Source organism: Bradyrhizobium sp. Arg816 (assembly GCF_029989365.1).
Lineage (GTDB): Bacteria > Pseudomonadota > Alphaproteobacteria > Rhizobiales > Xanthobacteraceae > Bradyrhizobium.
Window position 1 is genome coordinate 1 of sequence record NZ_JAPRAQ010000025.1, and the last position, 14,471, is coordinate 14,471.

Here is a 14,471-nt window from a genome sequence, read left to right on the forward strand (position 1 = left end):
CTGGTCCAGAACTTCACGGCGCTGAGCCCCAGTGGAAGCCCCTCAAGGGTCACCGCAAGGCTCGAATGCATCAATATTCCGCATGTCGTGTACGTTTGGGGTTTTCCGTCCAATCTTCGAGAGTTGCCTTTGGGGATGCGCTTAATCATCCCGACTAGATCCGGGCGCTCCCTTTGATAGGTGAATTCGGTCGTATCATGCAGGACAAGAACAGGTCCTTTCGCAGCCGCGATACGTTTGCGCGTCGATTTAAAATGACCAGATAGGATGTCGGCCTCGCTTACTCGTTCATTGGAGAAGAAACGATAGGCCGCCTTGGTATTCGCCCGGTCCTGGCAAACCATCGGAATGCTCTGTCCGAAGTCTCCACCAATCTGCTTCAGCAGCATGCGAAATCTCTCGCCAAGTCGAGCGTCCTGGAATTCGCACAGCGCAGCTTCACGATCGAACCAGGTCACCGCGTCAGACGCCAACGGATGCGCCTTCTCATCCCGGGCGCGCGAAGTCAGTCCCATAGAGCACCTCTTCTCGAATCAGGTGCTCATCAAAGAATCATAAGTGATTCCGGCGACTCAAGTTTTCGGTTGGGCCGAGCCTCAAAAAATGTGGGTAATCGTAAGGGTCGACGAACGATTACGATAGACCAAGAAGACGACGAATGCCCAACGCCCACAACTGCTGCCTTACCGAACATCAACCCATTCCTCTGGAGAGAAGATCATGAAGAAGCGACTGCTCGCGAATGTCATTGGCTGTGCCTGCCTTATCTTGACGACGGCTGCCGAAGCCCGAACCTCTTACGACGGCCCCTGGAATCTCGTCTTCGTTACGCAACGCGGAAGCTGCGATCCGACCTACAATTTCTCGGTAAACATAAACGACGGCGTTGTTTCTCACCCCAATCTCGTGAAGTTCACTGGGTATGTCGGAAGATCGGGCGCGGTTCGCGCGTCGGTGACGGTCCACGACAAATACGCAGCAGGGTCGGGGAGGCTGACGCGGGATGCCGGCCGCGGAATCTGGAGCGGTCACTCGGGAAGTGGGCGCTGCTCGGGATACTGGACCGCGCAGCGAAGCAACTAGGATGCAAATCGCCGACGGTAGTGTCCCGAACAGTTTTAGTGACCGATCCGATGCCCCTCGTCACCCGACGCCAACCCGTGGCCCCTAGGATGATCTTCTCTTGGCTCTCCGCGGCAAGGGGGAGCCCACGACCGGCAATTCTAAAAAGCCGCATCACTGGAGGCGCGATTTCACCAGAGTGTCCGAGGGTCGTTCGCCGAATTGAAGACGATAATTCCTCGCGAAATCACCTAAGTGCCAAAATCCGAAAGCGAGCGCACACGCCTTTACGCTATCCGCTCCGGCCAGCAGTCGCTGCCGCACGAGCCAGAGACGCCTCAGGCGCAAATATCGATGGAGGCTCATTCCTCGGTATCGCTTGACCGCCTCGTGCATGGTTCGCACCGAGGCGCCAACTTCTCGCGCAAGTTCTTCGCTGTAGATCGGACGCCCGATGTTGCCGGACAATACTTCCTGAATATCTCGGAAACTCCTGAAATGCCCGAGGTAATTCGCATGAAACGCCCATCGTGCGTCAACAACATGGGCGAATGCGGCATCAATTCCAGCTAGTAGGGACTCCCGGATTGCGGACGAGGCGTCGCCCGCCTCGCAGACATCGAATGTCGCGGAAGTTGACAGGATCTGCCTCACGAGCTCGCGCAGCCAATGCTGCGCAGCGGTGCTCGTTTCGAACGCTTTCCAGTTGGGACCGGCCTGGGGCCAGCCACGATCCTGTATCGCTGGCGTGAAAATAATCGAAGTGAATTGCCGCTCGGCTCGTTCGACCGTGGAATATGCAGCACCGCTGCCGCCGATCGCGATAGCTGAGTGATCTCTTTCGACCCCGTTGAAGCGAATGGGAAAACCGTCATCCATCGAGAACCCGACAGCTGTGCAATTGTCGGCAAGCTGACCATCGGCGATGCGCGGGAAAGACTTGGCAAAATTGATGTCACATCCCGGAAGATTAAGGATGACTTGCTCGGCAGAGATTTTCCGTGCGAGAGGCGTAAATTCGACCTTCAGATTTCGCACGGCTGTTCGATACTGATCGAGATCGGTAAAGCGAAATACCTTTGGCGCCAACACAGCCAGAGCCGTTATTCTCCTATCGCGGGCCAAGGCGGCCCTCTAAACAATACACTACCGAATCGGGTTCTAGAGATTCCGGAATACCACGGATTGAATGTATAGTGACCAACACGTCAGGGCAATGAGCCAGTCCTCCATTGAATTGCTGCGCGGTCTAAGTCGCACCTGCTCTGGTGTATTTCTGCTCCCGGCGATAATCTAATGCTCGGCTGGGGGCCTCACAATGTTCGATGTGTATTTGAACGACAGGAGCGATCTGCTCGTCGTGCGCAACGGTTTATCATCCACGTCCTGACGTGTCAGGCAAATGGCGTAAGAAGAAGAGAAAAGTCGCTTCCGTTAGCGAGGAAATTAGGCTCGCTGTTCTGGCGCAAGGCTACTACATGCGCAAGCTAAAGGATTTTAGGAAACGCTAGTCAGCGCGGCACACGTGTACCCTCTACGGCATCACCACCAACCCGGCCGCATTCTGGCGCTCTTCCGCTCAGGATATTCAATCGCTATGTCGGCAACCTGGTGCCGATGCCTGGCATCTTCCCCGATTATCCGGCGCCAGTGATCCGCAACACGGAAGCCGGGACCGAGATGTTAGTACCGCGCTGAGTTTTCATCTACGCCTCATTTGTCCGTAGGGCGCTGCGCCCGCTGAAGGCTTCCCTGTTCCGCCGCTTGCGAGGTACGGGTTATGGCGGCCTCAAACACCGCAATCCGGCGATCGAGATCGCCATAGCTCGATATCGTTGATATCAACTAGCTGCTCAGCACGTTCTCGCGCTCCCGCTCGTCGGCACACTGCAAATTGGCCACGCTTATAACGTGGCGGTGCTGATCCAAAAGGTAAGCTCGGTAGTGCGCCACCCCGCCCCCCAAAGGTCAAAAAAACAATACTCTCATTCATACAAAGGGAAACCACGGAACTTTAGGCTCCGGAGCGCGCGCTTGATGTCTATCCCTTCGCGCGCTGATCACGGTATCATCACCTCAATCCTTCAACGAGCGCCCTCCAGCCGAGTGCATCCTTCGCCGTTACCAGCGAAGCGCCGAGCGTTGCCAAGTAGTGTGGCAACTCGCAATCGGGACGCGCGTTCATATTGCCGACAAACGAAGCGACCGCGTTCTTACGATCGCCTCGGTCGAGGTGATCGAAGGCCCGTTGCTTGCAGCGCTCGACATATTTGTCGCGCGCCAGTTCAATTAACGGGGAACGTTCCATTCCGTCTCCCCAACCGATGACTGCTTTCAACCGTGGAGTTGAAACGGAGTGGATTTGGCCCGTCTGTTCGAAAGCCGACAAACGGATGCTTTTGGTCGCAAGTGTGGGAATTTGGATACAAGCACACACGCGACTAATGCGGTGGTCGAGCCATCCGTCCCGCCCGAGCGATGCCGGTCATCCTAACCGCCGATGAAGCTGGATGTGTGGATGCGCGCGCCGGGCCGAGAGGGAAGAGAAGATAGGACGGCAGCGTGATCGTCCGCTCGGCCCCAAGAAGCGGACCAAGCGCAGACAGTTCAATATGTACGCGATGGGCCAACAACCAACGTTACACTAGTCTTGGAGGTAGAGTTTCTCCATCAATCGGCGTTAGAGTAAGGCACGACGATTGCTTCCGGTGACTACTTAGATTGAGGCCACCTCCGGGGTCTTTGTCGCTTTCACGCGGGCGAAGTAACGTGTCGTTCTTACGTAATGCGCCCAGCGCGGAACGCCCCGCGCAACCGCTACCCTCTATCAGCTCTCGCTAGACGCGGGAGTGAAGATTGTCGAAGTCAAATAGCGGCTCATTGCCACTCGATAACCGCGACGAACGAGCACCGTACTAGACAAGCGATCGAGCAATCTCGCGCGCCATTAGAGGGACGTGCACGTCGGGCCAATTGGACTACGGCGAGAAGGCGGTACTGCCTATGGTACTACACGAGTGTTTGCGAACGATGCTTAGCTACTGATCTGACTTTGCTTTTTTGGATGTGTCCGTCCAATCCATCATGGGACAGACCGTTGCCCTGCCGTGCAGAATAGTGGAGTGAAGTGCCTACCTCAAAACTCACTGACCGCACCAGTTTCGCACCAGAAACGACGTTAACAAACCACGACGAACGCGATCAAATTCAAACGAAAACGCAGCGAAATCAACAAACCTGATCGATAGTCTGCCGCTCATAACGGTCTGGTTGCAGGTTCGAGTCCTGCCGGGCCCACCAGCCTTCGCTCGCTTCGCGAGCTTCGGCTAGGCAAGCCGGTGCCACAAATGGCAAGCGAAGCGGGCGAAGGCTGCCGCGCCGAAGCCCGACGGGCGAAGGCGGGCTCAATGATTTGGGCCTTGACCGAATTTTCCGGTGGACCGGCTGATTTTGTTGGAGCCAGACATGATCAAGATCGCGACACTCCCCGTTGCGACACGCGATGCCCGCGAGCGCATCCAGCGGCGGATGTGTGGCGCCGTTCCTGCCTCTCTCGTTCCTGCCTCTCTCATTCCGGGACTGAACATGCGCAAGCTTCTGGCGATTTTGGTGATCTCGTGCTGGGCCACTTCGGCTTACGCACAAAAGGCCGACCTCATTGTCACGAACGCAAAGATCGTGACGCTGGATCCCGCATCGACGATCGCGCAGGCTCTCGCAGTCCGCGAAGGCAAGATCGTTGCAGTTGGCGGCAACGATGCCATGGAAGGCCTGATCGGGCCCGCGACACGCCGCGTCGACGCCGGCGGACGCACGATCATTCCGGGCTTGATCGATTCCCATATTCACGCCGTGCGCGCCGGCCTCACCTACGCAACCGAAGTCAACTGGATCGGCGCAAAGACCATTGGCGAGGCCATGGAACGCCTGCGCCAGGCGGCAAAAGCGCGCCCGGCGTCCTGGATCATCGTGGCCGGTGGCTGGAGCGAATTGCAATTTGCGGAGAAGCGGCGGCCAACCCTGGCCGAGGTGATGTCGGCCGTTCCCGACAATCCGGCTTATATCCAGCTGTTCTATTCGGGGGTGCTGATGACGCCGAAAGCGCAGCAGGCCCTCGGGATGTCCGCGGAGCAGTTGCCGGCCGGTATCACGTCTGAGCGCGCCACATCGGGCGAAACCACGGGCTGGTTCAACGGCTCCATCGTCAGTATCTCTGCGCTGTTCGATCGCCTGCCGAGGCCCAATTTCGAAGAGAATGTCGCCGGGACCCGGCAGTTCTTCACGGAGCTCAATCGTCTCGGAATTACCGGGATCGTGGATCCCGGCGGCTTCAGCATCTATCCCAGCCACTACGCCGCCCTGCAAAAGCTCTGGCGTGAAAAATCACTTTCGGTGCGTGTCGCCTACAGCCTGTTCGCCCAGAATGTCGGCGCGGAATTCGAGGAGTACAAGAACCTCACGCCGTTCCTGCCGATGGGATTCGGCGACGACATGCTGCGATTCAACGGAATCGGCGAGCGGATCACCGGCGCCATGTACAACAACAACGCGCCCGACGCGGCCGCCAAGGACAAGTTCCTCGAGATCATTCGCTGGGCGGCCAAACAAGGACTGACGGTCACCATCCATTGGCAGGAAGACAAATCCGTCCATCAGCTCCTCGACCTCTATGAAGAGGTCAACAAGGAGACGCCGATCGCGCCGCTGCGCTGGTCCATCGCCCATCTCGACAACACCTCGCCCGAAACGCTAGCGCGGATGAAGGCCCTTGGCGTCGGCTGGACCATGCAGGACGCCATGTACCTCGGAGGCGACCGTATCGTGGCGCAGGCCGGCGAAGCTGCGCGCCAGATGCCGCCCATCGTCACGGCGTTGCGCACGGGCGTCCATGTCGGGGCCGGCACGGATGCGCATCGGGTCGCATCCTACAATCCGTTCGTAGCGCTGCAATGGATGCTCGACGGCAAGACCGTCGGCGGACTATCGACGCGCGGCCCGGACGAAACACCCAACCGCGAAGATGCCTTGCGCCTCTACACCGTGGGAAGCGCCTGGTTCTGCTTCGACGAGACGCGGCGCGGCACGCTCGAAAACGGCAAGCTCGCCGACTTCGCGGTTCTCGACCGGGATTTCATGACCGTCCCCGTCGAGCAAATTGGCGCGACGGCGTCCCTGCTGACGGTCGTGGGCGGCAAGGTCGTCTACGCAGCGGATGTTTTCTCAAACGCGAAATGAGAGCTGGAGGGCCGCCGGCCGCTCATAACGGTCTGGTTGCAGGTTCGAGTCCTGCCGGGCCCGCCAGTGCTTTCAGGGGTTGGCGCCGCCCTTCCCGTTTGGCGCTTCCGTCAACCAACGAAACAACCAATCCTACGTTCTTGCTCGATGCCGAGTGCGTTCCAATGGCGCTCAAGGCGCCACGCCGGCCTCGGGATGCTGATCAACCAAGTGAAGAATGATCGCGGCGACCTCGAACATCTCGATATCGCGATCGACGGGCCAGAATCCGACCATCCGGATATATCTTCAGATACTCACCACGATCGGTGCTGAAAGCTGTGGTGTTGAGCAACGCCAGGCATTGCCCCATAAGCCCTGTTGGACCCAAACCAGGGAGCCGCGCCGCCGGGGAGTTCGAGGCCCATTCTGCCTGCTGGCGTCAACTCGCAGTCGTTCAATATATCCCTGTTGGGATACTGCGCCTGAAACGAAGCTGGATTTTGAGTCGCCCATGTCGGGCACTGGGCACTTGCAGAGCTTATCGCGCCAATCGACATCATCGCTGCAATAATGAAAGTCCTGAATCCAATCATAATCGTACTCCGAACGGTTGCTGTTCTCGTGCGGAGCGTTCTCGCTGGCCGGAATCGGCTGCTCTGTTGAAAGCGTCTCCTTCGAACTTTCTTGGTTAGGGATTAGGTAGGTATGCGCTTGAGAATAGACACGCCGTGGAAAATCACAGCTGCGCGAACGGCAAAACGGCTCGCTCACCGTTGCGTGACCCGCACCCGCATCCACGTATGTCTGATGTCGGGATTACGCTGACAGCGGCCTGCCATGGATCCGCGCCCCTCTGCTTAAGCCAAGTCGCCGCCGTGTGGCGCAACGATACCCTGTACTTCAGGTGGCATGCGCGCATCGCCGATCTTGGCTATGCGCCATCTCGTTCACACTCGCGACGCCGACTCAGTCAATGTCGATCTTCTTAAGCTCAAAAGCAAAGGTACTCTTCGCGCGTCGAAATTGATAAACGGATGGCAAGTGACCTGTCGCAGACTGTCTCTGACGAATGGCGTCGACGATTCGTTTGATATCGTCGTGGCTAGCCTTTGGGCCAAGATGAACAGACAAAAGCGCGTTAGCATCGAATTTGGCGAAGCGGCCACGCTTAATCAAATGCTGGACGATTCGCCATTCTTTCTCACCTTTCCACTCGACGGACTTTGTCAACATTTTTGCCAAGACGAAATTACGCCCCGTAATTAGCTTTGGGATACTGCTCGTGTACCTTACAGGCATGATGCGATTGAAGGGGTACTGAGCCGTCGAATACTCGAAACAAACACCCTTGTGCTGCGCGCCATAGAACCAAGACATGTAGGGTGATCGACCAGCCGCGCTGAAACAACATACTCCTATGGACATGTCGTCGAGGTCGCGCAGAGCGTCGTTAATCCGCGTACGGATTTCCGGAGAAGCAAGGTTCTTCTCAACACGGTCACGGATTGCCGTCAAAACCTGTTCATCCGACATCGACTCCCAAGCTGCCGCCAGCGCATCAATTTCAACATCTGGAAAGAGCGCGCGGAATCCCTCTGCGCCCGCTCCACGCTTACGCACTGCTTGGATAAACAACCGGGCATCACGATCATTCCACGTCGGTTCGTATTCGTACGTACCTTCGTTTGGATCGTTCAAATCTGGATAAGCTGAAAAATAGAGCGACTGAGTGGCAAGTTCGGAGACCGTATAATCATTGATCACCCGATAGCGAAAGACAGTACGTGGCCTCGCAAGCTCTCGCAGGTAATGGAACCGGTCGACAATCTGTCCAACGATATTCATTTTCAAGAGCCGTGGTGGTTAGACGTTCTGAACCTTCATGGCATATTACAGTCGCAACGCGGACCAAGGCAGAGACAACTTCCCAATTGAGCACTAGCACACGGATCAATTTTGCGTTGCAAAGTGGGGGATTACGGTGACAGTGCACTCGACGACTCCGGCCGTTTCGCGAGGCCGAAGGCTCATGAAGGAAGTGCATTGTCACCGCAGTTGCGATCCTAGGTCATGCGCCGAGGCTGTTGAAACGAGTCGCCGAAAGCCTCCTCCTTTCGCGTTCGGTAGATGGTGACGACCTCCCGGCACGCTTTGACATTCAACCGGTGGAAATCGGTCTTCAATTGATCCAGCTCGCCAGCGGTTATCCGGTAGTTGGCCGCGCCCAGGAACAGCAGCGCCATCGTGGTGGGCCATGAGAAATCGAGAGACTTGGCCAGGATCAACACCGGCTCGCGATCCTTCTCGATCAATGCCCGCTCCGCGACGTCTATTGGGAGCCGACAGAGCAACGACAGGGCAACGGTGGTCTCGTTGAACTTGAGAGAGTGAGCAAGCTCGAAGACCTTGTCTTCCGTCAATTCGCCTCTCTCGTGCAGTTTTGCCACCGTGCGTTTCGCCGTGAAGTAGTCCTTCGACGCCGGGCCAAACCTGGCGTGAATGGCCCCGGTGACATCGACGACGGCACGATGGACCTGATTTTCGATGTCCGGACGCTCCCTCTTCAGCTTTTGCCGCACCTCTTCAGAGGCTTTGGCGATCAACTGGTGGAAGAGATGTCGGGGAATGTCCTTTCGAAGTCCCACCGATTCAGCGAGGATCGAATCCCCTTCCGACCGCCGCACCAGGTGCAGAAATCCGGATTTGGAGAGACTAGCCCCGGCATTCGACGCGACCGAGGTTACGACCTCGGGAGAACCCCGCACCACCAGGACATCGGTGACCGCTTCCGGGACCGTTTGTCGCCTGGAGATTGCAAGCAAATGTTGCTGGCTCTTGTTCTTGGCGCACGCAATCAATGTCTCGGTGTCGAGGCGCTGCGACTGGCTGAGAACCGGCCATGCGACATCGATGCAGTCGTCGCTTGCCATCTGCCGGGTCAACGCATAGGGCGCGTTTTGGCTGCATGCGAGCTTTCCCGCGAGCTTCGCCCGTGCGCTCGCTTCAATCTCCTGCGCTAGACGACCGATGACCTCACCGAAGGTCCAGATCTGCTCCTCGGAGTAAGTGCCGGCGATCAGGATGTCTGCCGCATGCCAGAGCGCCCGCAGACAACTCTCGGGATTTCCTCTCGCAACTGCTTCGTCCAACTCGGCCAGGAATGACGTGATAGCAGCCATTGATGCGCTCGCAGTTTGAAAATGATCGAACGACAAAAGCGGGATTTCAAAGGAATGGGCGATGACACCACCCAGACCTGAACACGCGGTAAAATCATTCCCGCCGCCTTGGATCGGGAATAAGGTCCGCCTAATCAGATCGATCGAATTTTAGGGATTGCCTGACTTGGAGAAAGCGGACGCCGTCAACGACCCGCCCAACGTAGCTGCACCCGCGAGGTCACGCGTTGGGACCAGCAGCAGCCTCTGGCAAGCGAAAGATTACCTCGGCTGGGGCAGCCGCACGGCCCACCGTCACGCGGCGGGGCCTGTAGCTCAATGGTTAGAGCCGGCCGCTCATGACGGTCTGGCGGGCGGATGACATAGGCACCCGCCTGCAGGACCTCGTCACTCTCACCCGGAGGCGCGACCGGCGTAACTACAATACCAGTAACAGTCCCGAAACCAGCAAGATGCCGAGAATAATTCGCCGGAACAGCGCGTCATTGACGCAGCGAAAGACAAAAATCCCGAGCGCCGTTCCTGCAACGAGCGCCGGGATGCCGACGGCGAAGTCAGCCAGGACCTTTGTCGACAGATCTCCTCGGATCAGCATGAGAACAAGTGCGAATATCTGCATGGCGGCGATGAAGGGTTGAACCATTCCACGCTGTTCGGTTTTTGGCACGCCGTGGATGTCACACCATATGGTCGGTATTGCACCCGGCATTGCCGTCAACCCGCCGACAAAGCCTCCGCTGAAGCCGACCAATGCATTACGTCCCGCATTCATCTGCAAGCGATGAGAAAGCGCCGGCCGGAACAACGTGTAGGCCGCGTAGCAGGCGACGGCGAGGCCAAAGCTCTCCCTGAAGATCCGGGCGTCTGCAGCTTGCAACAACCACACGGCGATCGGAACGCCGAGCAATCCGCCGACGACCAGTCCCGAGCTCTGCTTCCAGCAGATGCTTTTTCTCAGGGACCAAAGACCCGCGGCTTGCACGGTGATGCTGCAGGCCATCATCAGCGGGACCGCCTCCCGTGGTGGGAGAACGTGAAGGAGAATCGCGCCGGCCACCGCCGAAAAGGCAAAGCCCGCGAGGCCCGAGACGAAAGCGCCACAAAACACAGCGATGCTGAGCAGGCAAAACGACGCCATGTCGCCCATGAGCTAACCCTTCTTGTCTGTCAAATCCTGGAATAGCGAGCTGGCGATCAGTCCCCGGACGACAGTCCGGACGGCTCGGGCGGTGCCCCGGCATCGCTCTGGCGGGTCGACGTCAGCATCGTGGCTGCAAGGATGTGAAAAATGACAACGCAGATGGCGATCGTTGCGAGCAGCACATTCTCGCCCGGTGCCGAAATCCGAAGCTTGCGTTCGGACGGCTTTTCACTGACCGGCATTGTCACGCCCTCCAACATCTGACCGAGAGGCAAACCGGGGCCACCCATTGTCGGTCAGGTGACGATTCTGTCGAAGGGTGCGCTCTGCCTGCAGCCGTCGCGAATGGTGGAGCGCCTGAAGGAGACGCCCAAACCAGCCTTCCTTTCGGGAAGACCCCGTGGAGGCGACAAACGAGCTCGCTGACAACAACGCATCGCTTCCGGTTGAAGCTCTGCTGTCGAACCATGGTACGGTGGATGCCGCGATCGACTGAAACATCTTTTGAAGCAGCAACCCATAGAATACGCGGGTGAGACGCCGCGCCTTTTCTTCCAAGCGCATGACACGAGCACCTTGTGTGAGTGACTGGATACGGCTGGAAGTATCGGGCGGGACGCCGCGCCACGCTTTAAGGCGGGCTTAATTTGTTCTTATCGTTTCCTTGATTCTGAAGGGTGTGCTTGCTTTCGGGCCCGCGTACCGGTTGAATATCCGCCTCGCGCACCTCCGAAGGCATTGTTTTGCTGTACCTATTTGACGAGTTTGTCCTCGACACCGATCGGCGGGAATTGCGCCGCGACGGACGTACGATCCCGTTGCAGCCCCAGGTTTTTGACGTCCTCGAATATCTGATCCGCCACCGCACCCGGGTGGTGACCAAGGACGATCTGATCAGTGCGATCTGGGGCGGGCGCATCGTCTCGGAGTCGGCGCTCACCACCCGCATCAACGCAGCCCGTACCGGAATAGGCGATTCCGGCGAGGCGCAGCGGCTGATCAAGACTTTGCCGCGCAAAGGCGTCCGCTTTATCGGCACGGTGCGGGAAGCGGCCAGGGAGGTCGAGAACGCGGTCGTACCTCTGAAAACCGAAATCTCCACCCTGGTGGTCGGCCGGACCCCCTCCTTCGGGACGATCGACCAGATGACGCGGCACGTCTTGTCCGGCAAACGGCAGATGGCTTTCGTCACCGGAGAAGCCGGGATCGGCAAGACGGCCTTCATCGCCAAGGCGACCGAGCAGCTGACGGAACAGGGCTTCGATCAGCTCTATGGGCGCTGCACCGAACGGTTCGGGACAGACGAAGTCTTTCTTCCACTCATCGATGCGCTGGTGAGCCGTTATCGCGCAAACGGTCCGGAATTGATTTCGGCCGTTCGCGCCCACGCACCCACCTGGATCCTGCAATTGCCAGGCGTCATCGACGCGTCGGAACGCGCGGCTTTCCAGGATGAAGTGTTCGGCGCAACGCGCGAGCGGATGCTGCGCGAATTTTGCGATCTTCTGGAAGCGCTGAGCATCGACCGCCCCTGGGTTCTTGTTCTCGAAGATCTGCACTGGAGCGACTTCGCGACACTCGACGTACTGTCTCGCTTCGCGCGCGGGAACGGCAAGGCGCGCGTGCTGGTCCTCTGCTCCTATCGTCCGGCCGACAGCTCCGTCGGCGGGCATCCCATCCCTCGCCTGCACCGGGATCTCGAGATTCACGGATATTGCAGCGAATTGCGCCTGGATCGGTTGTCGCGCTCGGAGGTCGAGCGTTACCTGGCATTGCGCTTCGACGACGAGGAACTTGCCTCCAGCCTGTCAAGGCCGATATTCGAGCGAACGCTGGGACATCCCTTGTTCGTTGCCACGCTGCTCAAACACTTGATCGACCAGGAATCGATCGTCGAAATGGACGACGGATGGCGCCTGTCCTCACAGGCAGCATTTGCGCAGGACCGCATTCCAGACAGCCTCGTGAACATGATCGGCCACGAGCTCGATCGCCTCACCGACAACGAGCGCCGTCTGCTCGATGTCGCCAGCGTTGCCGGCGAGGAATTTTCTGCGGCCCTCGTTGCGGCCGGTCTGTCCGACGATGCGATCGACGTTGAAAGCGACATCGAAGCGTCGATCCGGAAGGATCAAATCCTGGTGCGTTCGGGGGTTTCCGAGTGGCCCGATGGCACATATTCGGGCTCCTACGCTTTCCGTCACATTCTCTATCAGAACATCATTTACCAGAATCTGCCGCCCGGGCGCCGCGCACAAACGCACAAGCGCCTGGGCAACAGGCTGGAGGAGGCCTATGCCGGCCGCACCTCCGAAATAGCGCCCGCGCTCGCACTTCACTTCGAGCAGGGTCGCGACTTTCCGAGCGCGTTGCGTTACCTCCGGGAAGCAGCGAAGAACTCGACGAAGCGCCTCGGCCATGCGGAGGCCGCAAGCTATCTGACCCGCGCGCTTGGTATACTCGATCGTTTCGATGCTGCCGACAAATTCTCAACCCGCGTCGCTCTTTTGCGGGAGCGAAGCTGGGCTCTTCGCTCGTGCGGCGACCTCGCCGGCTCCATCCGCGATCTGCGAGACATGATTGCCTGCGCCGAACAAGCGGGCGAGATCAAGCAACAGCTCAACGGCCTCACGGCTGTGAGCAGCCTCTGCTTGCGCGTGGATCGCCACGCCTGCCTTGAGGCCGCTGAGGATGTGCTGTCGCGAAGCCAGGCGCTGGCGGACGACACATTCAAGGCTCTGGTCCAGGGCAGCAGTGCGAGCGTCAACCTGTTCCTCAACGGCTGGCGCAAACAGGACGCCACGCTTTGCGACAGGGCGATCGAGCTGAGCGCGAATGCCACGAATTATGGCATCCTGATCAGGCGCAATGGAATATCCGGTATCGTTGATTGCTGGAGGTCGCGGTACCAGGAGTGCCGCCGCGCCGGCACGGAAGGCAAGCGGTTGGCGCGTCTGGCCGGCGACGTCTACACTTTTGTTCTGTTCAACGTTCTTGAATCGATCGCGCTCATTCATCTGGGCGAATGGCGCGAATTGCGACGTGAAATCACGGCCGGCCTCGAACTAGCCGTCAGGAACGCGAACGGCCCCAGCAGCGCATTGTGCCGGCTGACACTTGCGTGGTTGCACGTCGAAGCGATGGACTTTGATGGCGCCCGTGAGCTCTGCGAAAGCGTCGACGATAGTCTTCTGGTCGGCGATCAGTCGACGTACTTCCACAAGCGGGCCGTCCTGGCCAAGGCCTATGTCGGGCTGAACGACCCGTCGGGAGCTCGCAGGCAATTTGACGACATCGAGCGCCGCAGGCATGAAGAAGGCATCGACATCGAATTTACCGCCGCGACGCAGGTGTATCATTGTCTCGGCGAATATTACTTGCAGGTTGACGACCTTACGCAGGCCCAGAGCTGTGCTCGCCAGCTCCACGACTATGTGGCCACGGCTCCGGATCTCAATCACCTGGCCCAGGCCCACGGACTGCTCGCGCGTACCGCGCTTGCCTTGGGCAATTCAGCGGAGGCTCAGTTGCAGCTGTCCCGCGCGCTGGAGATCGTCGACGGTGCCGACTTCCCGATTGCCTCCTGGCGGGTGTACCGCACGGCCGCCGAGATCTTCGCGAAGTACGGCGACGTCGACAGGGCGACGACGTATCGCATGCGTTTTGTCGAGACCGTCCGAAGGCTCGCGCAAAATTTCGAACCCGGGGATCGGCTGCACAAGAGCTTGCTCGCCATGTTGGCAACGCGAACAGCGCAGCTGGAAGCAATGACCTCTCTGCCTTCGCGGCCCGACAGTGCACGCCATTGACCCAATCCGCCCCGGCACGCATCGTGAGGGCTGCGCTTCCGCAATCGAACGGCCCGTCGACGG

The 14,471-nt window shown here is 58.7% G+C and carries 10 protein-coding genes; 3 read left to right on the forward strand and 7 right to left on the reverse strand.

Going from position 1 to position 14,471, the window contains the following annotated elements:
* On the reverse strand, positions 1 to 515 hold a 515-nt coding region (locus OWC48_RS37305; RefSeq protein WP_282524466.1), incomplete at its 3' end, for a transposase DNA-binding-containing protein.
* 205 nt (positions 516 to 720) lie between these two features.
* Here OWC48_RS37305 and OWC48_RS37310 point away from each other — a divergent pair.
* Complete coding sequence (locus tag OWC48_RS37310; protein WP_282524467.1) at positions 721 to 1,083, forward strand: hypothetical protein; 363 nt, start codon at positions 721 to 723, stop codon at positions 1,081 to 1,083.
* A 153-nt stretch (positions 1,084 to 1,236) separates the two neighbouring features.
* On the opposite strand, the gene OWC48_RS37315 is transcribed toward OWC48_RS37310, so the two are convergent.
* Both OWC48_RS37315 and OWC48_RS37330 read right to left on the reverse strand, forming a co-directional pair.
* Positions 1,237 to 2,187 carry a helix-turn-helix domain-containing protein gene (locus OWC48_RS37315; protein ID WP_282524468.1) on the reverse strand — a complete coding sequence of 317 codons (951 nt, stop codon included), beginning with the start codon at positions 2,185 to 2,187 and terminating at the stop codon, positions 1,237 to 1,239.
* Between the two features lie 946 nt (positions 2,188 to 3,133).
* A complete protein-coding gene (locus tag OWC48_RS37330; protein WP_282524469.1) occupies positions 3,134 to 3,370 on the reverse strand; it encodes a hypothetical protein in 237 nt (78 codons plus the stop codon).
* A 1,157-nt stretch (positions 3,371 to 4,527) separates the two neighbouring features.
* Between OWC48_RS37330 and OWC48_RS37335 the strand changes: the two genes are divergently transcribed.
* A complete protein-coding gene (locus OWC48_RS37335) occupies positions 4,528 to 6,297 on the forward strand; it encodes an amidohydrolase (RefSeq protein ID WP_282524470.1) in 1,770 nt (589 codons plus the stop codon).
* 948 nt (positions 6,298 to 7,245) lie between these two features.
* Here OWC48_RS37335 and OWC48_RS37340 read toward each other — a convergent pair.
* The 4 genes from OWC48_RS37340 to OWC48_RS37355 all read right to left on the reverse strand — a co-directional run bounded on the left by OWC48_RS37340 (position 7,246) and on the right by OWC48_RS37355 (position 10,841).
* A complete protein-coding gene (locus OWC48_RS37340; RefSeq protein ID WP_282524471.1) occupies positions 7,246 to 8,124 on the reverse strand; it encodes a DUF2971 domain-containing protein in 879 nt (292 codons plus the stop codon).
* A 218-nt stretch (positions 8,125 to 8,342) separates the two neighbouring features.
* On the reverse strand, positions 8,343 to 9,458 hold the full coding sequence (locus tag OWC48_RS37345) for a DUF2336 domain-containing protein (protein WP_282524472.1): 1,116 nt from the start codon (positions 9,456 to 9,458) through the stop codon (positions 8,343 to 8,345).
* Between the two features lie 418 nt (positions 9,459 to 9,876).
* Positions 9,877 to 10,605 carry a sulfite exporter TauE/SafE family protein gene (locus tag OWC48_RS37350; protein WP_282524473.1) on the reverse strand — a complete coding sequence of 243 codons (729 nt, stop codon included), beginning with the start codon at positions 10,603 to 10,605 and terminating at the stop codon, positions 9,877 to 9,879.
* Between the two features lie 47 nt (positions 10,606 to 10,652).
* The gene (locus OWC48_RS37355) at positions 10,653 to 10,841 is read right to left on the reverse strand and encodes a hypothetical protein (protein WP_282524474.1); all 189 of its coding nucleotides are present in this window, start codon (positions 10,839 to 10,841) and stop codon (positions 10,653 to 10,655) included.
* Positions 10,842 to 11,342: 501 nt separating this feature from the next.
* Here OWC48_RS37355 and OWC48_RS37365 point away from each other — a divergent pair.
* Positions 11,343 to 14,408 (forward strand): AAA family ATPase, encoded by a 3,066-nt coding sequence (locus OWC48_RS37365; RefSeq protein ID WP_306664646.1) that lies wholly within the window; start codon positions 11,343 to 11,345, stop codon positions 14,406 to 14,408.
* Positions 14,409 to 14,471 lie beyond the last annotated feature (63 nt).